Here is a 19,332-nt window from a genome sequence, read left to right on the forward strand (position 1 = left end):
TGACGGGAAATATCGGGACGGACGGCCCGCCTTGCAAGGAAAACCCGTCTTCCGGACGCGCGTTCCGCCCGCTACCAAGGGTCGCATGCTGCGCCTGTTCACCGCCATTTCGATCCCGGAAGACGTCGCCGAGACGCTTCAACGCCGTCAATCCGGCCTGCCCGGCGCGCGCTGGCGACCGCTGGACGCCCTGCACGTCACCCTGGCCTTCTATGGCGAGGCGTCCGAACGGACCGCTGACGACCTGGCCTCTGAGCTGAGCCGGGCCGAGGGCGGCGGGGCTTTCGAAATCACGCTGAACGGCGTCGGGGCCTTCGGCGACGCGCACCGTACCCATACCCTTTGGGCCGGGCTGGAAAGGTCGGAGTCGCTGAACGTCCTGGCCGGGCGCTGTCGCTCGGCGGGCGAGCGGGCGGGCGTGCCGCCGGAGAAGCGGGAATACCGGCCCCACGTCACCCTGGCCTATCTGAAGCCCCAGGCGAACCCGGACCGCATCGGGGCCTGGATCACTGGCCATAACCTGTTGAAATCGCCGCCCATCCGGGTGGACCGCTTCGGCCTCTATTCCAGCGTCCTGACCGGGGACGGCAGCGTCTACAGCCTCGAGCGGGAGTATCTGTTGTGATCGAACGTCCGACCTCGCCGCTGGGCCCCACCCTGGAGACCGAGCGCCTGTTCCTGCGCCCGCCGACCCACGATGATTTTCCCCGCTGGGCCGACTTCATGAGCGACGCTGAAACGACCCGCTTCATCGGCGGGGTGCAGTCGAAGCATGAGGTCTGGCGCGGCATGGCCGCGGTCGCCGGCATGTGGGCCCTGCAGGGCGAGGGCATGTTCTCGCTGATCGAGAAGGCCACCGGAAACTGGATGGGCCGCATCGGCCCTCTGCATCCCTATGACTGGCCCGGCCGCGAGGTGGGCTGGAGCCTGCACCGCGACGCCACGGGCAAGGGCTATGCTGTCGAGGCCGCCGTCGCGACCATGGACTACGCCTTCGACGTGCTGGACTGGCCCGATATCATCCACTGCATCGACCCCGAAAATCGCGCCTCGGAAAAGGTGGCTGAGCGGCTGGGGTCGCGCAATCGCGGGCTTGGCCGGATCCCGCCGCCCTTCCAGGATCACGTCGTCAATCTGTGGGGCCAGACGCGCGATGAATGGCGCACCAACCGGCTGCGCTTGCGATAGGAACATAGGCGGAACATAAAGGCGGCATGGCCGCCGCTTCGCTCCATCTCGAACTGGTCTTCAGTCGCCCGGAGACGACGCTGTCGGTGACGCGCGGAGCGGCGCGGCTGATGCGGGACCTGGGCTATGCGCCGCTGCTGGAGGTCTGCCTGCCCAATGGGCGGCGCGCCGACGTCATGGCCCTGGGGCCCAAGGGCGACGTGGTCATCTGCGAGGTGAAGTCGGGGATCGACGACTATCGCGTCGACCGCAAATGGCAGGAGTACGGGCCCTTCTGCGACGCCTTCTACTTCGCCGTCGCGCCGGAGTTTCCGCAAGACGTGCTGCCGGACGAGCCCGGTCTGATCGTCGCCGACGGCTTCGGCGGGGCGGTGGTGCGCGAGGCCGCCGTCACGCCGCTGGCCCCGGCGCGCAGGAAGGCGCTGACCCTGGCGTTTGCAAGGCTGGGCGCGCTCAGGATGATGCGGGACTAGACGCGGGCCTCAAGCAGCGCGAAGCGCGATAGGCCCCAGCAAAGACCAAATCGGCGAAGCCTATTTCGGCGCTCTTTTCGCCAGGATGCGCTGCAGGGTCCGGCGATGCATGCCCAGGCGACGGGCGGTTTCCGAGACATTGTGGTCGCACAGCTCATAGACGCGCTGGATATGCTCCCAACGCACCCGGTCGGCGCTCATCGGGTTTTCCGGCGGTTCGGGGGCTTCGCCGACCGAGAGCAGGGCCTTGACCACGTCGTCGGCATCGGCGGGCTTCTGCATATAGTCGACGGCGCCGGCCTTGACCGCCGCGACCGCCGTGGCGATGGCGCCATAGCCGGTCAGCATGACGATGCGGGCATCCTCGCGGCGCTCACGGATGGCTTCGACCACCTTCAGGCCGTTGCCGTCCTCCAGCCGCATGTCCAGCACGGCGAAGGCGGGGACGGAGACGCGCAGGGCGTCGCCGGCCTCGGCCACGGAACCGGCCAGGGTGACGTCGAAGCCGCGCGCTTCCAGCGCCCGGCCCATCCGCGTGCGCAGCGCCGCGTCGTCGTCGAGCAACAGCAGGGTCTTGTCGGCCAGGGTGGCGATGCGGGCTTCGAGTTCGGACATTCGGTTCTCCTGATGCTCAGGTCGTGCGTCTGCGCCGCATGGTCAAGGTTTTAGCTCCCGACTGCGACATCAGGTTCCATCTGCGGCGTGGGGTTCCAGGGCGGGATCGGCGACTTCCAGCGCCTGTCGCGGCCAACGGACGGTGACGCGCGCGCCCCTGGGCTGGCCCTTCTCGCCGTCGCCGGATCCGACCGAGACCTTGCCGCCGCTGCGTTCCAGCAGGGTGCGGGCGATGAAGAAGCCCAGCCCCATGCCGCCCTGGCTGGGGGCGATGGGGGCGGTGATCGGCGGCGGGGCGGCGGCCTTGCGGCCCGCCTTGCGCGGGGCGTTCGAGGCGGCGGCGATCTGGGCCGCGAGCGCCCGGCGCGCCTTGGCCTGGGGGCGGCTGGTGACATAGGGCTCGCCCAGTCGCGGCAGGATTTCGGAGGCGAAGCCGGGGCCGTCGTCGACGATGTCGATCTCGATCCAGCCGGCGTCGACGATGGCCGTCACCCGCACCCGGCTGTTGGCGAAGTCGGCGGCGTTCTCGATCAGGGTCGACAGACCGTGGATGACCTCGGGTAGGCGGTGGACACGCGGCAGGGGCTGGCCGGGCGGGGCCTTCACCGCAGTCTGGAAGTCCAGATCAAAGCCCCGATGCGGCTCGACCACCTCTTCCAGCAGGGCTTTCAGGTCGACGTCGGCGTAGAGGGGGTCGCCATCCTCGGGCTGGGCCGACAGCTGTTTCAGGATGTCGCGGCAGCGCTCCGCCTGTTGCAGCATCAGGGCCGCGTCTTCGGCGGTCGGGCTGCCGGGCGGCGAGGCGCGCAGCAACTCCTTGGCCACCACCTGGATGGTCGCCAGCGGGGTGCCCAGCTCATGCGCGGCGGCGGCGGCCAGACCGCCGAGCGCCGCCAGCCTCTGCTCGCGTTGCAGCACGTCCTGGGTGGTGGCCAGGGCCAGCTCCAGCTTCTCGGCGTCGGCGGCCACCTTCCAGGCGTAGCCGGAGGTGAAGAGGACGCCGGTGGCGAGGGCCAGACCCATGCCGAAGCGATAGAGGGGCGGCAGGACCAGATGCTCATGCAGGCGCCACGGCAGGGGCAGGGACCAGGAGAAGAGGACGGCCAGGGCGATCAGGGCCATGACCCCCAGCACCAGGGCCTGACGCGAGGGCAGGGAGGCCGCCGCAATGGTCACCGGCGCGACCAGCAGCAGACAGAAGGGGTTGTCGAGGCCGCCGGTCAGGGCCAGCAGGGTGGCCAGTTGCAGGATGTCGAAGCCCAGCTGGGCCGCCGTCTGCGGGCCGTTGGGCAGGCTGCCGTCGATGCGCCGCGCCCGCGCCATGGTGGCCAGGTTCATCACCACCCCGGCGCCGATGGTCAGCAGGCATTCCCACAAAGGCAGGGGGAAGTGCAGGGCGAAATAGGCGGTCAGGATGGCGCAGGTCTGGCCGAAGACGGCCAGCCAGCGCAGCACGATCAGGGTCCGCAGCGACAGGCCGCGCCCGCGCCGGGGCCGCTCGCGCAGGGCCTCCATCGAACCGGAAGGACCGGCGGCGACCTTGACGGCCTGCGACAGGGTGGGGGCTTCTGTGCTGCTCACGCCTCTTCTATAGACCGCGACGCTGGCGGCTGCACACCCGTCGCCGGGCCCTGAGGAGAAGTCGATGCCGCGTCGTCCCGTCATTCTGTTCGCCGCCGCCTGTGCGGTCATCGCCCTGGCCCTGGGCCTGATCACCATGGTCGTGGTCAAGGGACGCGAGCAGTCGGCCCAGGTTGCGGAAACGGGCACGGGCCAGCCCACGGTCGGCGGTCCCTTCACCCTGACCAATCAAAACGGACAGGTGGTCGACCAGTCGATCCTGAAGGACAAGTGGACCCTGGTCTTCTTCGGCTTCACCTACTGTCCTGACTACTGCCCGACGACGCTGGGCGTGCTGAACGCGGTGCAGGAACGCATGGGCGACAAGGCCAGGGACCTGCAGATCGTCTTCATCAGCATCGACCCCGAGCGCGACACGCCCAAGCTGCTGAAGGACTATCTGTCGTCGGACGGCTTCCCCACCGGCGTCATCGGTCTGACCGGTACGCCCGAGCAGACGGCCCAGGTGGCGAAAGAATATCGCGCCTTCTACCAGAAGGTCGGCGAGGGTGAGGGCTATACGATGAACCACAGCCTGACCGTTTATCTGATGGGGCCGGACGGCCAGTTCCGCAGCGCCGTGGCCCACGACCTGGGTCCGGACAAGACCGCCAAGCTGATCGAACGGGCGATGGAGCGGGGCTGATCACCTTTCGCTGATCACCTTTCCCTGATTGGGGGCGCCGCGGGCTTCTTTGCGTCCGGAAAGCTTCTATGCTGCACTGCCGCATCGGCGGGGGCCGCAGTCGGGGTTTCATGCTCTACGCATTTCACGAGCTTGCCTATCATTCAGCGACGCCGTTCCGGATCGGGGCCCAGATGGCCCGTCAGTTCTGGACGTCGCCCTTCAATCCGGTCTCGGACACGGCCATTGGCCGCACCGCCTACGCCTCGGCCGAGGTGTTCGAGAGTCTGACTCGCCGCTATGGAAAGCCCGCCTGGGGGCTTGAGACCCTCGACATCGACGGCCACGCGGTGCGCACGACCGAGCAGGTCGTCTGGTCCTCGCCCTGGTGCAGGCTGGTGCGCTTCCAGCGCGACGCGGGCGATCTGAAGAAGGCGGGCAAGCCCGTTGATGCGCCGGCCGTCCTGATCGTGGCGCCCCTGTCGGGTCACTACGCCACCCTGCTGCGCGGCACGGTCGAGGGCTTCCTTCAGGACCACGACGTCTATGTCAGCGACTGGGAGAACGCCCGCCAGGTGCCGGTGCTGGAAGGCCGCTTCGACTTCAACGACTACATCGACCACGTCCGCGCCATGCTGACGGCCATCGGCCCGCGCGCCCACGTCGTCGGCGTCTGTCAGCCGGGACCGCCGGTGCTGGCGGCCTGCGCCGTCATGGCTGCCGAGAAGGACCCCAACCGGCCCGCCTCCATGACCTTCATGGGCTCGCCCATCGACGCCCGGTTGTCGCCGACGGTGACCAACCAACTGGCCGAGGAAAAGCCTTTCACCTGGTTCAAGTCGAACATGATCCACACTGTGCCCTGGCCCTATCCAGGGTTTGGACGAAGGGTCTATCCGGGCTTTGTCCAGCTCTACAGCTTCATGTCGATGAACGAGGACAAGCACATCGACGCCCACCGCCGCTATTTCGAGAGCCTCGTCGACGGCGACGGCGACGGCGTCGAGAAGCACGAGCAGTTCTACGACGAATACCTGTCGGTGCTGGACCTGACCGAAGAGTTCTATCTCCAGACCATCGACATCGTCTTCCAGCAGCACCTGCTGGCGCGCGGCCTGCTGGAACATCGCGGACAGACGGTCGATCTGACGGCGATTACCGACATCGGCCTGGCCACGGTCGAGGGCGAGAAGGACGATATCTCGGGCGTGGGCCAGACCCAGGCCGCGCACGGTCTGACGCCCCATATCCCTGATGACCGCCGCCTGCTCTATGTCCAGCCCGGCGTGGGCCACTACGGCGTCTTCAACGGCCGCCGCTTCCGCGACGAGATCTATCCGCGCGTGCGCGACTTCATCGCCCAGAACGAGTCCCTGAGTGCAGTACCGGAACGGCCAGCGGCTGCCGCTTGAGGGCGGGGGCGCCCTTCGCCTGTCGGTGAACCCTCGTGCGCGACGGCTGTCGATCCGCATCGACGCCCGCGCCGGCGAGGCCGTGGCCGTGGCGCCCTCTGAACGGCGTCTGGGCGAGGTCGTGGCCTTCGCCCGCACCAGGTCCGGATGGATCGCCGACCGGCTGGCGGCGCGGGTCGCGGGAAGGCCGCTTGAACCCGGCGGCGCGGTGTCCTGGCTGGGCCGAACCGTGCGGCTGGAAGCGGTCGGCGGGGCGGGCGCAGCGCGTCTGGTCGAGACGACGGACGGGCCGGTGATCCGTTCGGGCGGCGAGGGCGAGGCCTTTTCGCGCCGGGTCGAGAACTGGTTCAAGCGGGCCGCGCGAGAGTTTCTGCTCGCCCGCACCGAGGTTCACCTGAAGTCACTCGGACAAAAGCCGGTAAAGGTGTCGATCGTCGACACCCGCTCGCGCTGGGGTTCATGCAGCCCGCACAACCGGTCGATCCGCTATTCGTGGCGCGTGATCATGGCCCCGCCCGAGGTGGCCGACTACCTGGCCGCGCACGAGGTCGCCCACCTGGTCCACGCCGACCACAGCCCGGCCTACTGGGCGGTGGTGCATCGCCTGGTCGGCGACCATCGGCCCTATCGTCAGTGGCTGCGCGACCACGGCGCGGCGCTGCACGCCGTGGGGCGCTGAGGTTACCCTCTAGAAGAAGACGGCCTCGGGCTTCTTCTCGCTGCGCGGGGCCTCCTTGGCCGACGGCTGGGGCGAGGTGGGGCGGACGACCGGCTGATCATTGGGCAGGGGCGCGGGCGTCGGGACCGGCTGGCCGTCGACGATGGCCGGGCCGGGTTCGCCGTCCGTGGGTTGGGCGTAGGGGTCCTGAACCTGACCCATCATGTCGCCGACGGGATCGGGCGCGACCCAGCCTTCGGGCAGGGGCGGGCCGTTGGGAATGGGCTGGACCGCCAGCTTGGGCAGGGCGGCCTCCATGAAGCCGCGCCAGATGGCGGCGGGCGAGGAGCCGCCGGTCACGCCGCGCATGGCCTTGTTGTCGTCCTTGCCGACCCAGACGGCGGCGACGAAGCCGCCGGTGTAGCCGACGAACCAGGCGTCCTTGTAGTCCGAGGTGGTGCCGGTCTTGCCGGCGATGTCGCGCCCGCCGATGGCGGCGGAGCGCCCGCTGCCCGAGGTGATCACCCCGCGCAGCATCTGGTTCATGTAGTAGAGCGGCGGGTTGTTGATGGCCTGACCGTTCTCGCCCGTGCCGTGGCTGTAGATGACGCGGCCCGAGGGGGTGCGGATGCGACTGATGCCATAGGCCTCGACCCGCTTGCCGCCGTTGGCGAAGGCGTCATAGGCCTGGGCCATCTCCAGCGGGCTGACCTCGACGGCGCCGAGCGCCATGGAGGGCTGCAGGCCGATCTCGCTGGTGATGCCGAGGCGGCGCGCGGCGCGGGCCACGGCGTCGCGTCCGACCTGATCGGCGACATAGGCGGCGACCGTATTGGTCGACTGGGCCACGGCCTGGGCCAGGGTCATCTGACCCGAGAAATTGCCCGAGTAGTTCTTCGGCGACCAGCCGCCGATGGTCACGGGCTGGTCCACGACGGGGGTCGCCGGCGTGTAACCGGCCTCGACCGCCGCCAGATAGACGAAGGGCTTCCACGCCGAGCCGGCCTGACGGCGGGCGTCGGTCGCGCGGTTGAACTGGCTGTCGGCGTAGGAGGCGCCGCCGATCATGGCGCGGACCCGGCCTTCGCCGTCCAGCGCCACCAGAGCCGCCTGTTCGACGCCCCGGCCCTTGTCGCGGTCGAGGATGCGGCGCACGGCGCGCTCGGCGTCGGTCTGCAGGGTCAGGTCCAGGGTGGTCTCGACCACCATGTCCTCGGTGGGCTCGCCGACCAGGCCGCGGATCTGCTTGTCCAGCCAGTCGATGAAGTACTGGGCGTGCTGGCTGGCCAGGGTGCGCGAGACGCGGACCGGCTCGGCCACGGCGGCGTCGCGCTGGGCCGGGGTGATGACGCCGGCCTCGACCATTTCATTGAGGACCACGGTGGCGCGGGTGGCGGCGCGCTCGCTCTCGGACACCGGCGAATAGCGCGACGGGGCCTTGAGCAGGCCGGCCAGCAGGGCGGATTCGCCGACCGTCAGCTTGTCGGCGCTCTTGTCGAAATAGCGCTGCGAGGCCGCCTCGATGCCATAGGCACCGGCGCCGAAATAGACGCGGTTCAGATAGAGGGCGAGGATCTCTTTCTTGGTGAACTTCATCTCCAGCCAGACGGCCAGCATCAGCTCCTGGACCTTGCGCTTCATGTTCTGATCGGGCGTCAGGAACAGGTTCTTCGCCAGCTGCTGGGTGATGGTCGAACCGCCCTGGACCACGCGCCCGGCCTTGAGGTTCAGCGCCATGGCCCGGCTCATGCCGATGGGGTCGAAGCCGGGGTGGTGATAGAAGCGGCGGTCCTCGATGGCCACGAAGGCGGCGGGGACATAGTCGGGCAAAGCGTCCAGATCGACCGGCGGGGCCATCTGGGTGCCGCGAACCGCGATCAGGGCGCCGGAACGGTCCAGATAGGTGATCGAGGGCTGGCGCTCGACATCATACAGGGTCGAAGTGTCGGGCAGGTCGCGCGCGAAGACGGCGAAGAAGACGACCGCGAAGATCAGGCCCCAGACGGCCAGCACCGCGCCCCAGTAAAAGAGGTTGCCGAGGAAGGACCGGCGCGGCTTCTTGCCGCCGCCCTGCTCATTGCGGTCCGGTCCGCCGTCTTTACGCGCCATGAAAGTCCCTCTTGCAGCGAGGCGACCCTAGCGGGTCACGCCGCCGCAGAAAACGCCGTCGTCTCTAATCACAGGAGCGTGAGGACTTATTTCGCCGAAAGAAAGGCGTCCAGATCGCCGTAGAAGGCCGTCGGCTGGTCCAGCATGATGAAGTGGGCGCTGTCGTCGATGCGCTTCAGCTTGGCGCCCGGCAGGTTGGCGAACGACATCTGATAGATGGTGTCGGTGATGGCGTCGGTCATGCGCGGGTCGTTGAACTTCACATAGAGGACCTCGGTCGGGGCGGTGATCTTGCCCAGTTCCGGGCGCAGATCGGTGAGGATCAGTTCGCGGAAGGCGGCGGCCGAGACCTGCTGGTCGCTGGTTTCGACATCACCCAGCGGGCCGGGGCGCGCGGCTTCGGTCTTGATCATGCCGGTAACCGAGGCCTTGGCCTGGATCAGATACTGGTCGCGGGGCGCGGTCGACTGGGCGGTGAAGACCTGATCGGCGACGGGGGCGATGCTCTCGGCCGTGGTTCCGGGCGGGCCGAACATGGCGCCCATGAAGGGGATCATGTCCACGACCATCAGCTTGCCGACCAGATCGGGATGCCGGGCGGCCAGCATCATGCCCATGGTGCCGCCCATGGAGTGGCCGACGACGGCGGGTTTTCGCAGGCCCTGTTCACGAATGTAGCGGGCGATCTCCTCGGCCACCGGGGCGGCGACCGGGCCGCTCGCATTGCCTTCGGCCGGGGCGCCGGCGAAGCCTTGAACATGGATGCGGTGGACACGGTAGCGGTCCCCCAGATGATCGACCACGCCCTGCCAGATCTCGGGCGAGGACGACAGGCCGGGGATGAGGATCAGGTCAGGTGCGCCTTCAGGGCCGTCGACGCGAACGTGCAGGCGGTCCGAGGCGAAGGCGGCGTGGGCATGGCCATGAGCGGCGTGGCCCTCGGCGTGGTTCACATGGCCGTCCTGGGCCAGGGCGGGCTGGGCGGCGGCCAGCAGAAGGGCGGCGGCCCCGGAAGCGAAAATGGAGGCGGTGCGGATCAAAGGCGTCTCTCCCGGATTTTGACCCAGATTAATTCATCGGTTGCAGAAGGGAATGGGCTTTGGACGGGCGGCGGTCCCTGCTGCTAGATAGCGGCCATGACTGCTGACGCTGCTCCTTCCTCTTCGACCGCTCCCGAGGCCAAGGCTCCGCCGACCGCCTTCGGCAAGGGCTTCGTGCGCGACGCCTGGTATTTCGTCGCCCTGGCGCGCGACGTGCCGGTGGCCAGCCTGAAGCGCTACGAGGTGATGGACGAGCCGGTGCTGATCGGTCGGACGCGCGCGGGCGAGGTCTACGCCATGCGCGACATCTGTCCGCACCGCGCCGCGCCCCTGTCGGCCGGGCGTCTGGTGGACAAGCCGGGCGAGGGCGAGACGATTGAATGTCCCTATCACGGCTGGCGTTTCCGTCCCGACGGCGTCTGCGCCGCTATTCCCTCCCTGGTCGAGGATCAGGCCTTCGAGGCGAACCGTATCAAGGTGCGGTCCTATCCGGTGCGCGAGAGCCAGGGTCTGGTCTTCGTCTGGATGGCGTCGGACGCGCGGACCCCGTCGGAACCGGACCACGAGCCGCCGCTCTTCCCCGGCGCCGAGGGTGAGGCCAAGCTGGTCGAGGCCATGGATTTCGACAGCCATATCGACCACGCCGTCATCGGCCTGATGGACCCGGCCCACGGTCCCTTCGTCCACCAGCAATGGTGGTGGCGTTCCGAACACTCGATGCACGAGAAGGCCAAGACCTTTGCGCCGCGCGACTATGGCTGGGCCATGGTGCGCCACGCTCCCTCGTCGAACAGCCGTCTCTACAAGGTCCTGGGCGGGGCGCCGGCGACCGAGATCACCTTCCGTCTGCCGGGCTATCGCTGGGAACATATCCAGGTGGGCGCCAAACAGGTGCTGGCCCTGACCTGCCTGACGCCGGTGACGGAAAACAAGACCCGCATCACCCAGATCTTCTGGTCCGACCACTGGGTGTTCGCCATCGCCAAGCCCTTCTTGCGTATGGGCGTGGTCGCCTTCCTGAAACAGGACGGCGGCATGGTGAACCTGCAGAACGAAGGGCTGAAGTACGACCCGGCCCTGATCTGGATCGACGACGCCGACAAGCAGGCCAAGTGGTACCAGCAGCTCAAGCGCGAATGGACCAGGAGCCGCGCTGAGGACCGCGCCTTCGTCAACCCGATCAAGGAAGTGGTTCTGCGCTGGAAGAGCTGATCGCAGGGCTGGCCAGGGTCAACCGGTTCCGAGTCTGAGGCCAAGAAAAAGGCCTCTCCCCGCGCCGGGGAGAGGCCTTTTTGTTTTTGGTGAGAAGGGGCGGCGTCGGCCCCCGCCGCTTATTGACGCGACAGCTGGCTGGACAGGATCAGGTCCAGCTGCTTGCGGATGTGCGGCGTCAGTTCCTCGATGCCCCACTGGTCGTAGGCGGCGTAGCGGAAGTTGGCGATGAAGACGTCCCAGATCATGCGGGCCATCAGAAGCTGGTCCAGGTCCTGACGCAGTTCGCCTTCGCGGATGCCGCCTTGCAGGACGGCGATGATGGCTTCCACGATCGGCTTGACGAAGGTGCGCGAACGCACATCGGCGGCTTCGGGCTGGAACCACGAGCGGGCGATCATCGCCTGCATCAGCGGCAGGTGCTCCAGCGAGCGGTGGTAGCCGGCGGTCAGGCCCTCGGCCAGACGCTCGGCGACACGACCTTCATGGCCGGCGGCGGTCTGGATGTCTTGCAGCAGGCCAGCCATTTCCTCGGCGAAGACGCACTCGAAGAGTTCCGCCTTGTCCTGGAAGTTGGCGAAGACCGCGCCCGTCGACATTCCGGCGCCCTTGGCGATGTCGCGGATGGTGGCCGCGTCGTAGCCACGCTCGGCGAACAGGGCGCGCGCAGCGTCCAGCACCTTCTGGCGGGTGCGGATCTTGGCCGCCTGACGACGGTTCAGACGGGGTTGGCCCTCGGTTTCGACAGTCTCGGGGGCGGACGTTGTAGTCTCACGCATCAGGTAAATACTCTGGCTCGGGAAGGGCTTAACGCCCGCCGGTCGTGAAGGACGCTAGTTGCGTCAGATCGGATCCGACGCCGCCTCGGCGTGGACCACGATAAGACGACAGCGGACGTCCCGTGGGGGGAGGCGAACTTTCATCACCGAACATTGACCAAAATGGGTCATGATCCAGTCTCGAATCTTGCTTAACCTTGGCCGTAAGGTCAATAAAGCTAGGGGTTTCTACGTACTTTCTGGCCGTGGCGGTGAAGGCTGAGCAACCTGACGCGCGGTGCGGAAGGCACGTGCGGGTCGGGCGCCGCGACCGTCCGGCGCCGCCGCCTGAAAAGCCTTGCGAAACCCGTCGCGACGCTCGTGGATCGAGGCCAGCACAAGCCCCATGGGCACGCCGAGGTCGACCAGGGTGTTTTCGGCCAACTGCAGACTGGCCTCGGTGGTCTCGGGCACGGCGTCGGTGACGCCCAGGGCGTAAAGACGCGCCGCGTGATGATCGTCGCGCGCGCGGGCGATCAGGATCAGGTCGGGCCGCAAGGCGCGGGCGGCCTTCACCACCTCATCGACTTTGGTCGGGCTATCCATGGTGACGATCAGGGCGCGGGCTGATTCCAGACCGCAGGCGGTCAGCATCTCGGGCCGGGCGGCGTCGCCGTAATAGACTTCGAAGCCCTCGGCGCGGCCCGCGCGGACCGAGACGGGGTCAGCGTCCAGGGCGATGAAGCGCTGATCGTGCTCGGCCAGCAGTTCGCCGACCAGACGCCCGACCCGGCCGAACCCGACGACCAGAACGGCGCCGTCTGGCGACAGGACTGCGGTGTCGGGCGACAGGCCTTTGGGTTCGACCTCCGCTGGAAGGGTGGCGCGCTTTGTCAGCACGCGCGCCAGCACCGCCAGGACGGGCACGGCGAACATGCTGAGGGTGGCGGCTAGCATGGCCTTGCGGGTCAGATCGGGCGACGCCAGCCCCTCGACCATGCCGGTCGTCAGGACGACGAAGGCGAACTCGCCCGCAGGGCCCAGCACGAGGGCGGCCTCTATGGCCGACCGCGCCGCCAAACCCCAGGCGCGGGCCAGGATGAAGATAATGAGGGCCTTCAGCAGGATCAGGCCGCCGGCCAGACCCAGCACCGTCACTGGATCGGCGGCGACGGCGTCCACATCCAGGCCGATGCCGACGCCGATGAAGAAGACGCCGAGCAGCAGGCCCTTGAAGGGATCGATCGCCACTTCGACTTCGCGTCGGAACTCGGTCTCGGCCAGCAGGACGCCGGCGACCAGGGCCCCCAGGCTCATCGACAGGCCGACCGCCTGGGCGGTCAGGCCGGAAACGACCACGACCAGGAGGCAGGCGGCGACGAACAGTTCGCGGCCCTCGCCGCGATGCTGGGCGCGCGCGACCGAGCGGAACATGGGGCGCAGCACCAGTCGCCCCAGCAGCACCATCAGGAACAGGCCGCCCGCCGCCGGAACCAGGGTGAACAGGGCGCGGCCGAGGGCGGCGGGCTCGACGCCGCCGCCGGCTCCGCTCGCCTGGGCCAGGGTCGCCAGGACAGTGACAGTGATGAGGATGGGGGCGACGGCCACGTCCTGAGCCAGAAGGACGGCGAAGGTGGCGCGGCCCGTTTCGCTATTGATCCGCCCCTGGGCCGCCAGCACCGGCATGACGACGGCGGTTGAGGACAGGGCCAGGCCCATGCCCAGAACAGCGGCCCCGGCCAGAGGCTGGCCCAGGGCCATGAAGACGACGGCGATGGCGAGAGTGCAGACCGCGACCTGCAGCATCCCCAGGCCGAAGACCAGCCGCCGCATGGCCTTCAGCCGTTCCCACGACAGCTCCAGCCCGATCATGAACAACAGGAAGGCGACGCCCAGTTCCGAAAGCTGACGGATCTGGGCCTGGTCGCCGATGGTCAGCCAGCTGAGCCAGCCATGCGTTTGGGCGAACCGGCCCAGGCCGTCGGGCCCCAGCAGCACGCCCGCGGCCAGAAAGCCGAGGACGGGGCTGATCCTGAGGCGGTTGAACAGGGGAACGACGACCCCCGCCGCGGCCAGAAAGACCACCAGATCCCGATACTCGCCGCTATGTCCTTCGCCCATCGATCCTCCCTAGCGCCGCACTGTGATGCAGACGATCACGTTCTGGCGATAGCGCTCGCGTCTTTCATGAACTTTTTTTAAGACGCTTCGGCGCTCACGGCGGGATTAGGGTCCGCGCCGAACCTGAGCACGGGTCAGTCGAGGGAATGCTTATGAAGAAATTGCTGATCGGGGCCGCCGTTGGCGCCCTGTTGTTGCCCGCGAGCATCGCGGCCGCACAAGATGGTCACGACCACGCCTGCGTCGATGAAACCTGCACCGTCATGGAATTGTTCCACGGCGTCGCGGCGCCTGAGGGCGGTGCGGCGACGGCCGGCTGGTCGGGTACCGATGCTCCCAAGTACGGAACCTGGGGCTTCGACCTGTCGGGTCGGGACACCTCGGTGTCGCCGGGCGACAGCTTCTTCCGCTACGCCAACGGCGCGGCCTTCGACAAGCTGGAGATCCCGTCTGACCGTACGTCCTATGGCTCCTTCGCCCTGCTGCGCGAACTGTCGGACAACCGCATGAAGGCCCTGGTTCAGGGCCTGGCCGCGCGCACCGATCTGACGCCGGGCTCTGACGAAGCCAAGGTGGCCGACGCCTATCGCAGCTATATGGACGAGGCGCGCATCGAGGCGCTGGACGCCCAGCCGCTGCAGCCCTTCCTGGCCGCCATCCGCGCGGCCGACACGCACGAAAAGATCGCCGCCTACATGGGTCAGACCCAGGGCCGCGTCGGTTCTTCCTTCTTCGGCACCGGCATCACCATCGATCAGAAGCAGCCGACCCGCTACGCCGTCACGACGGGCCAGTCGGGCATCGGCCTGCCGAACCGCGACTACTATCTGGACGCCCGCTTCGCGGACAAGAAAGAGAAGTACCAGGCCTATATCGAGCGGATGTTGACCAACATCGGCTGGGCCGATCCGGCTGGCCACGCCGCAGCGATCGTCGCCCTGGAGACCAAGATCGCCGAGGCTCACTGGACCCCGATCGAAAATCGCAACCGCGACAAGACCTATAACGAATACACCATCCAGACCCTGGCCGCCGAGGCGCCCGGCTTTGACTGGACCGGCTATTTCAACGCCGCCGGCCTGGGCTCGATCGACCGCCTGATCGTGCGCCAGAACACGGCCATGCCCAAGATCGCCGCGATCTTCGCCGAGGCGCCGATCGACACCCTGCAGGCCTGGCAGGCCTTCCACACGACCGATGACGCCGCCTCGACCCTGTCGAAGCGTTTTTCGGACGCTCAGTGGGAGTTCCGTTCGCGCGACCTGTCGGGTCAGCCCGAGCAGCGCACTCGCGAGAAGCGCGCCATTAGCTTCGCCGAGGGCTCGCTGGGCGAAGCCGCCGGTCGCCTGTACGTCGCCGAGTACTTCCCGGCCGAGTCCAAGGCCAAGATGGAAGAGCTGGTCGCCAACCTTCGCATCGCCCTGTCGCACCGCATCGACAACCTGACCTGGATGGGCGCGGAGACCAAGGCGGCGGCGCAGGAGAAGCTGCGCAAGTTCACCGTCAAGATCGGCTATCCCGACAAGTGGCGCGACTATTCCGCCCTGGAGGTCCGCGCCGACGACCTGTTCGGCAACAGCCAGCGTCTGGGCCAGTTCCAGTGGAACTATCAGCTGAACCGCCTGAACCAGCCGGTCGACAAGGCCGAGTGGGGAATGACGCCGCAAACGGTCAACGCCTACTACAACTCCGCCAATAACGAGATCGTCTTCCCGGCCGCCATCCTGCAGCCGCCCTTCTTCGATCCGAACGCCGATCCGGCCGTCAACTACGGAGGCATCGGCGGCGTCATCGGTCACGAGATCGGCCACGGTTTCGACGACCAGGGCTCCAAGTCCGACGGCGACGGCGTGCTGCGCAACTGGTGGACCGATGCGGACAAGGCCAACTTCCAGGCCCTGACCACCCGCCTGGGCGCCCAGTACGACCAGTTCGAACCTCTGCCGGGCCACCCGGTCCAGGGCGGTCTGACCATGGGCGAAAACATCGGCGACGCCGCCGGCACGGCGGTGGGTCTGGAGGCCTATCACCTGTCGCTGAACGGCCAGCCGGCGCCGGTGATCGACGGCACGACCGGCGACCAGCGCTTCTTCTACGGCTGGGCCCAGGTCTGGCAGTCGAAGTACCGCGAAGAGGCGCTGAAGCAGCAGATCGCCACCGATCCGCACAGCCCGGCCGAGTTCCGCGTGATCGGCCCGGTGCGCAACGTCGACGCCTGGTACGAGGCCTTCGGCGTCAAGCCGGGCTCGAAGTACTACCTCGCTCCGGAAGACCGCGTCCGCATCTGGTAAGCGCGACGCCTGACAAATGAAGAGGGCCGGGGCGGCGACGCTCCGGCCCTTTTTCATGGACGACAGGTATTTGTCGAAGCTTCTTCGATAACCTTCTTGCTGAAGGTCGTCCGAGGGCGGAGCTTTCGGATTTCAGGCATGAAAAAGCCCGCTGCGGGGGATACATCGCAGCGGGCTTTATCGCTCTCTAAGGAGCGGACGTTTCCTCCCCGAAACGCCTTCAAGTTGTCGCTGCGTTTGATCGCTGCGCCTCTTGAGTGAGACCAAATGACGCGAAGCCGGGGGCCAAGTCAATCAATGCAAACGTCAAAAAGCAGCCATTTATGACTAAACATCGATAACCCATGTCGAGGGCGTGGATTTACTCGAAGCCTATTCGATAATGGCGCGGACGGTTGCGACCAGTTCGCTGCGGGCGACCTTCTGCTGTCCCGGGCGCTCGGCCTTCCAGGCCTCGTTGTCGGCGATGGCGGCGGCGCGGGCGCGTCCGGCGTCCAGGTCCTTGATGGTGACTTCGCCAGCGGCCAGTTCGTCGCCGCCAAGGATGACCACGGCGGGGGAGCCGCGACGGTCGGCGTACTTCATCTGGGCCTTCATGCCGGCGCGACCGAGGTAGAGCTCGGCGGCGATCCCCGCGGCGCGCAGTTCGGAGACGGCGTCGAGGTAGTGCTGCATGTCATCTTCGGAGAAGACGATGACCACGACCGGGCCGCGCGTAGCGTCGTCGGCGCCGCGACCGGCGGCGCGCAGGGCCGAGGCCAGACGCGAGACGCCGAAGGAGAAGCCGGTGGCCGGAACCGACTGGCCGGTGAAGCGCGCCACCAGATCGTCATAGCGGCCGCCGCCGCCGATGGAGCCGAAGCGCACGGCCCGGCCCTTGTCATCCTTGGTGTCCAGCAGCAGCTCCGCCTCGAACACGGCGCCAGTGTAGTATTCCAGACCACGCACGATGGTCGGGTCGAACTTCACCTCGGCCTCGCCGACGCGCATGGCGGTCAGGGCGCGGTCGATGGCCGACAGCTCAGCCAGGGCGGCTTCGCCCGCGGCGCCTAGTGAGGCGCCAGTCTTGGCCACCGCATCCAGCACGCCCGCGCGGCTGAGGCCCGGGGTCTCGGCCGAGACGAGGAAGGCTTCGACCGCGCCGATGACGGCGGCGGGCAGACGGGCGCCCTTGGTGTAGTCGCCGGACTCATCGAGACGCCCCTCGCCCAGCAGGGCGCGCACGCCCTCCAGACCCAGGCGGTCGTATTTGTCGACGGCGCGCAGCGCGGTCAGGCGCTGGACCGCGTCGGTCACGCCGCCGGCGTCGAACAGGCCGTCGAACAGCTTGCGGTTGGAGACGCGGATGACCGACTGGCCGTCGCCGAGACCGGCGGCACGCAGGCCCTCGCAGCCCATGGCGATGATCTCGGCGTCGGCCTCGGGTCGGTCCGAGCCGACGGTGTCGGCGTCGCACTGCCAGAACTCGCGGAAGCGGCCGGGGCCGGGCTTCTCATTGCGCCAGACCGGACCATAGGCATAGCGACGGAAAGGCTTGGGCAGGGTCTCCCAATTCTGGGCGGCGAAGCGGGCCAGAGGGGCGGTGTGGTCATAGCGCAGGGCCATCCATTCGCCCGGCTCGTCCGAACCGGCGTCGTCCTGCATGGCGAAGACGCCCTCGTTGGGACGGTCGGCGTCGGGCAGGAACTTGCCCAGGGCGTCGGCGTATTCAAACGCCGGGGTCTCCAGCGGCTCGAAGCCCCAGCGCTCATAGACCTCGGACACGCGCGCCACGATGCGGCGCTCGGCGGTGAGGTCGCGGCCGCGACGGTCGGCAAAGCCCCGGGGGGCGCGGGCTTCGGGGCGGATGGGGGCTTCGTCGGTCATGCCGGGCGATTAAGCCATCGGCGGACCGGCTGCAACTTGCCGTCGGGCGGAACGGTCAGGCCTGACGGCGCAACGGCAGGTCGCGGCCATAGCTGAGGCGGCGCCATAGCCACTCCAGCGGCCCCATGCGGAAGCGGCTCAGCCACAGCGGCGACCAGATCAGTTGCAGGACCCAGACGGCGACGACGATGGTCCATTGGTCGGGATAGTCGACCTGTCCCATCAGGCGCGGCCCCCACGGCATGTAGAAGAGCGTAGTCATGATCAGGGTCTGGGTCAGGTAGTTGGTGAAGGCCATTTGCCCGACAGGGGCGAAGATCCGGCGTACCCAGCCGACGCCACGCGAGGTCAGCAGGATCAGGCCGCTGGCGTAGGCCAGGGTGACGAAGACGGGATAGGAGGCGACGACCTCGGCCCAGCCGTCCGTGGCCTCGACGCCGGGGCCAGCCATGATCTCGCGCCACTCCAGCACGCCCAGCAGGGCCAGGACGCCGCCGCCGACCGCGATCAGGACCAGATAAAGACGGGTGGACATGCGGCCGTGGAAAAAGCCGGCCTTGAACAGGCCCATGCCCAGCATCATCAGCGGGATGGTGGCGAAGACGTAGCCGAACAGGCTGGCGCTCTGCAGGATGCCCCAAGCCTTGAGGTTCTCGATCAGACCGGCAGGCCAGCCGCTGCGATAGGCGGCGATGCTGGCCGACACGGCGCCTTCGGCCAGGTTCATGGACTCGTCGCTCATCGTCTCGACCAGGGCGGCGGGACCGTTGACCGTCAGCCACATGGTGGCGGCCTGCATGGTGGCCAGGGCCAGGGTGGCGCCGAGCCCGAACAGGATCAGCGAACGGGCCTGCATGGAACGCATCAGCATCACGAACAGGCCGGACCAGGCGTAGAGCAGCAGGATGTCGCCGTACCAGAAGGCCAGGCCGTGGATCAGGCCGAACAGCGCCAGCCACATCAGGCGGCGACGCAGCACCCGCCCGCGCGCCTCGTCCCCGCGTTCGCCGCCGACCAGAAAGATCGACACGCCGAACAGCATGGAAAACAGGGTGACGAACTTCTGGTGGAAGAAGACCTCGACCACCCAGTGGGCGACGGCTGAGGCGCCGACCAGGGGGAAGGGCGACTGCTCCGGCGCCATCGCCGCATTCATGGGCAGGGCGAAGGCGGCGGCGTTGACGGCGAGGATGCCAAGCACGGCGACCCCGCGCAGCACGTCCAGGGTCTGGATGCGGGCGCCGGCGGCTACGGGCCGAGGCACCTCCGCGAGGATGGTCTGGTCGGTCATGGCGTCGGCCCTCCCCAAGTGAGCAGAGCGCTCTTGCGGGCTGCAGGCGGCGG

At 67.9% G+C, this 19,332-nt stretch carries 16 protein-coding genes; 8 read left to right on the plus strand and 8 right to left on the minus strand.

The features are described 5' to 3' along the window. Window positions 1–85: 85 nt before the first annotated feature. From thpR to mmcB, 3 genes are read left to right on the plus strand one after another with little or no spacing between them, the layout of a single operon-like run. Entirely contained in the window at window positions 86–625 is a 540-nt protein-coding gene (gene thpR / locus ACIQTU_RS01510; RefSeq protein WP_400541281.1) for an RNA 2',3'-cyclic phosphodiesterase, read from the plus strand. Further along, window positions 622–1,188, plus strand: coding sequence for a GNAT family N-acetyltransferase (locus ACIQTU_RS01515; protein ID WP_400541284.1), 567 nt, complete (start codon window positions 622–624; stop codon window positions 1,186–1,188). The genes thpR and ACIQTU_RS01515 overlap by 4 nt, the downstream gene beginning before the upstream one ends. Window positions 1,189–1,214: 26 nt before the next feature. Beyond that, window positions 1,215–1,661 carry a DNA repair putative endonuclease MmcB gene (gene mmcB, locus ACIQTU_RS01520; protein ID WP_400541287.1) on the plus strand — a complete coding sequence of 149 codons (447 nt, stop codon included), beginning with the start codon at window positions 1,215–1,217 and terminating at the stop codon, window positions 1,659–1,661. Window positions 1,662–1,721: 60 nt separating this feature from the next. On the opposite strand, the gene ACIQTU_RS01525 is transcribed toward mmcB, so the two are convergent. Together ACIQTU_RS01525 and ACIQTU_RS01530 are read right to left on the minus strand one after the other, a co-directional pair. Next, window positions 1,722–2,276 (minus strand): ActR/PrrA/RegA family redox response regulator transcription factor, encoded by a 555-nt coding sequence (locus ACIQTU_RS01525; protein WP_400541290.1) that lies wholly within the window; start codon window positions 2,274–2,276, stop codon window positions 1,722–1,724. Window positions 2,277–2,345: 69 nt separating this feature from the next. Then, window positions 2,346–3,857, minus strand: coding sequence for an ActS/PrrB/RegB family redox-sensitive histidine kinase (locus tag ACIQTU_RS01530; RefSeq protein ID WP_400541293.1), 1,512 nt, complete (start codon window positions 3,855–3,857; stop codon window positions 2,346–2,348). Window positions 3,858–3,921: 64 nt separating this feature from the next. Here ACIQTU_RS01530 and ACIQTU_RS01535 point away from each other — a divergent pair, with 64 nt between their 5' ends. The 3 genes from ACIQTU_RS01535 to ACIQTU_RS01545 all read left to right on the plus strand — a co-directional run bounded on the left by ACIQTU_RS01535 (window position 3,922) and on the right by ACIQTU_RS01545 (window position 6,612). After that, on the plus strand, window positions 3,922–4,542 hold the full coding sequence (locus ACIQTU_RS01535; protein WP_400541296.1) for an SCO family protein: 621 nt from the start codon (window positions 3,922–3,924) through the stop codon (window positions 4,540–4,542). Window positions 4,543–4,652: 110 nt separating this feature from the next. Next, window positions 4,653–5,933, plus strand: coding sequence for a polyhydroxyalkanoate depolymerase (locus ACIQTU_RS01540; protein ID WP_400541299.1), 1,281 nt, complete (start codon window positions 4,653–4,655; stop codon window positions 5,931–5,933). After that, window positions 5,899–6,612 (plus strand): M48 family metallopeptidase, encoded by a 714-nt coding sequence (locus tag ACIQTU_RS01545; protein WP_400541302.1) that lies wholly within the window; start codon window positions 5,899–5,901, stop codon window positions 6,610–6,612. Before ACIQTU_RS01540 ends, ACIQTU_RS01545 begins: the two co-directional genes overlap by 35 nt. A gap of 9 nt (window positions 6,613–6,621) precedes the next feature. Here ACIQTU_RS01545 and ACIQTU_RS01550 read toward each other — a convergent pair whose 3' ends face one another. Together ACIQTU_RS01550 and ACIQTU_RS01555 are read right to left on the minus strand one after the other, a co-directional pair. Further along, window positions 6,622–8,700 carry a transglycosylase domain-containing protein gene (locus ACIQTU_RS01550; protein WP_400541305.1) on the minus strand — a complete coding sequence of 693 codons (2,079 nt, stop codon included), beginning with the start codon at window positions 8,698–8,700 and terminating at the stop codon, window positions 6,622–6,624. 86 nt (window positions 8,701–8,786) lie between these two features. After that, the gene (locus ACIQTU_RS01555; protein ID WP_400541308.1) at window positions 8,787–9,740 is read right to left on the minus strand and encodes an alpha/beta fold hydrolase; all 954 of its coding nucleotides are present in this window, start codon (window positions 9,738–9,740) and stop codon (window positions 8,787–8,789) included. Between the two features lie 96 nt (window positions 9,741–9,836). On the opposite strand from ACIQTU_RS01555, the gene ACIQTU_RS01560 reads away from it, so the two are divergent. Then, window positions 9,837–10,952: a Rieske 2Fe-2S domain-containing protein gene (locus ACIQTU_RS01560; protein WP_400541311.1), complete on the plus strand. Its 1,116-nt coding sequence runs from the start codon at window positions 9,837–9,839 to the stop codon at window positions 10,950–10,952. A 119-nt stretch (window positions 10,953–11,071) separates the two neighbouring features. On the opposite strand, the gene ACIQTU_RS01565 is transcribed toward ACIQTU_RS01560, so the two are convergent. Beyond that, a complete protein-coding gene (locus ACIQTU_RS01565) occupies window positions 11,072–11,731 on the minus strand; it encodes a TetR/AcrR family transcriptional regulator (RefSeq protein ID WP_400541314.1) in 660 nt (219 codons plus the stop codon). A 228-nt stretch (window positions 11,732–11,959) separates the two neighbouring features. Beyond that, window positions 11,960–13,831: a cation:proton antiporter gene (locus ACIQTU_RS01570; protein ID WP_400541317.1), complete on the minus strand. Its 1,872-nt coding sequence runs from the start codon at window positions 13,829–13,831 to the stop codon at window positions 11,960–11,962. A gap of 152 nt (window positions 13,832–13,983) precedes the next feature. Here ACIQTU_RS01570 and ACIQTU_RS01575 point away from each other — a divergent pair, with 152 nt between their 5' ends. Further along, entirely contained in the window at window positions 13,984–16,122 is a 2,139-nt protein-coding gene (locus ACIQTU_RS01575) for a M13 family metallopeptidase (protein ID WP_400541320.1), read from the plus strand. A gap of 372 nt (window positions 16,123–16,494) precedes the next feature. Here the strand turns inward: ACIQTU_RS01575 and hisS are convergent, their stop codons facing one another. Then, the gene (hisS, locus tag ACIQTU_RS01580; RefSeq protein ID WP_400541323.1) at window positions 16,495–17,988 is read right to left on the minus strand and encodes a histidine--tRNA ligase; all 1,494 of its coding nucleotides are present in this window, start codon (window positions 17,986–17,988) and stop codon (window positions 16,495–16,497) included. 55 nt (window positions 17,989–18,043) lie between these two features. Further along, on the minus strand, window positions 18,044–19,279 hold the full coding sequence (locus ACIQTU_RS01585) for a DUF418 domain-containing protein (RefSeq protein ID WP_400541326.1): 1,236 nt from the start codon (window positions 19,277–19,279) through the stop codon (window positions 18,044–18,046). Between the last annotated feature and the right edge of the window lie 53 nt (window positions 19,280–19,332).

The sequence above is a fragment of the Brevundimonas sp. NPDC090276 genome (assembly GCF_044772165.1).
In the GTDB taxonomy this organism is placed as follows: domain Bacteria; phylum Pseudomonadota; class Alphaproteobacteria; order Caulobacterales; family Caulobacteraceae; genus Brevundimonas.

Coding starts and splice junctions, on each gene's coding strand:
- ACIQTU_RS01575 (WP_400541320.1), top strand. CDS start 13,984: ATGAAGAAATTGCTGATCGGGGCCGCCGTTGGCGCCCTGTTGTTGCCC.
- hisS (WP_400541323.1), bottom strand. CDS start 17,988: ATGACCGACGAAGCCCCCATCCGCCCCGAAGCCCGCGCCCCCCGGGGC.
- ACIQTU_RS01565 (WP_400541314.1), bottom strand. CDS start 11,731: ATGCGTGAGACTACAACGTCCGCCCCCGAGACTGTCGAAACCGAGGGC.
- thpR (WP_400541281.1), top strand. CDS start 86: ATGCTGCGCCTGTTCACCGCCATTTCGATCCCGGAAGACGTCGCCGAG.
- mmcB (WP_400541287.1), top strand. CDS start 1,215: ATGGCCGCCGCTTCGCTCCATCTCGAACTGGTCTTCAGTCGCCCGGAG.
- ACIQTU_RS01540 (WP_400541299.1), top strand. CDS start 4,653: ATGCTCTACGCATTTCACGAGCTTGCCTATCATTCAGCGACGCCGTTC.
- ACIQTU_RS01585 (WP_400541326.1), bottom strand. CDS start 19,279: ATGACCGACCAGACCATCCTCGCGGAGGTGCCTCGGCCCGTAGCCGCC.
- ACIQTU_RS01525 (WP_400541290.1), bottom strand. CDS start 2,276: ATGTCCGAACTCGAAGCCCGCATCGCCACCCTGGCCGACAAGACCCTG.
- ACIQTU_RS01570 (WP_400541317.1), bottom strand. CDS start 13,831: ATGGGCGAAGGACATAGCGGCGAGTATCGGGATCTGGTGGTCTTTCTG.
- ACIQTU_RS01550 (WP_400541305.1), bottom strand. CDS start 8,700: ATGGCGCGTAAAGACGGCGGACCGGACCGCAATGAGCAGGGCGGCGGC.
- ACIQTU_RS01560 (WP_400541311.1), top strand. CDS start 9,837: ATGACTGCTGACGCTGCTCCTTCCTCTTCGACCGCTCCCGAGGCCAAG.
- ACIQTU_RS01535 (WP_400541296.1), top strand. CDS start 3,922: ATGCCGCGTCGTCCCGTCATTCTGTTCGCCGCCGCCTGTGCGGTCATC.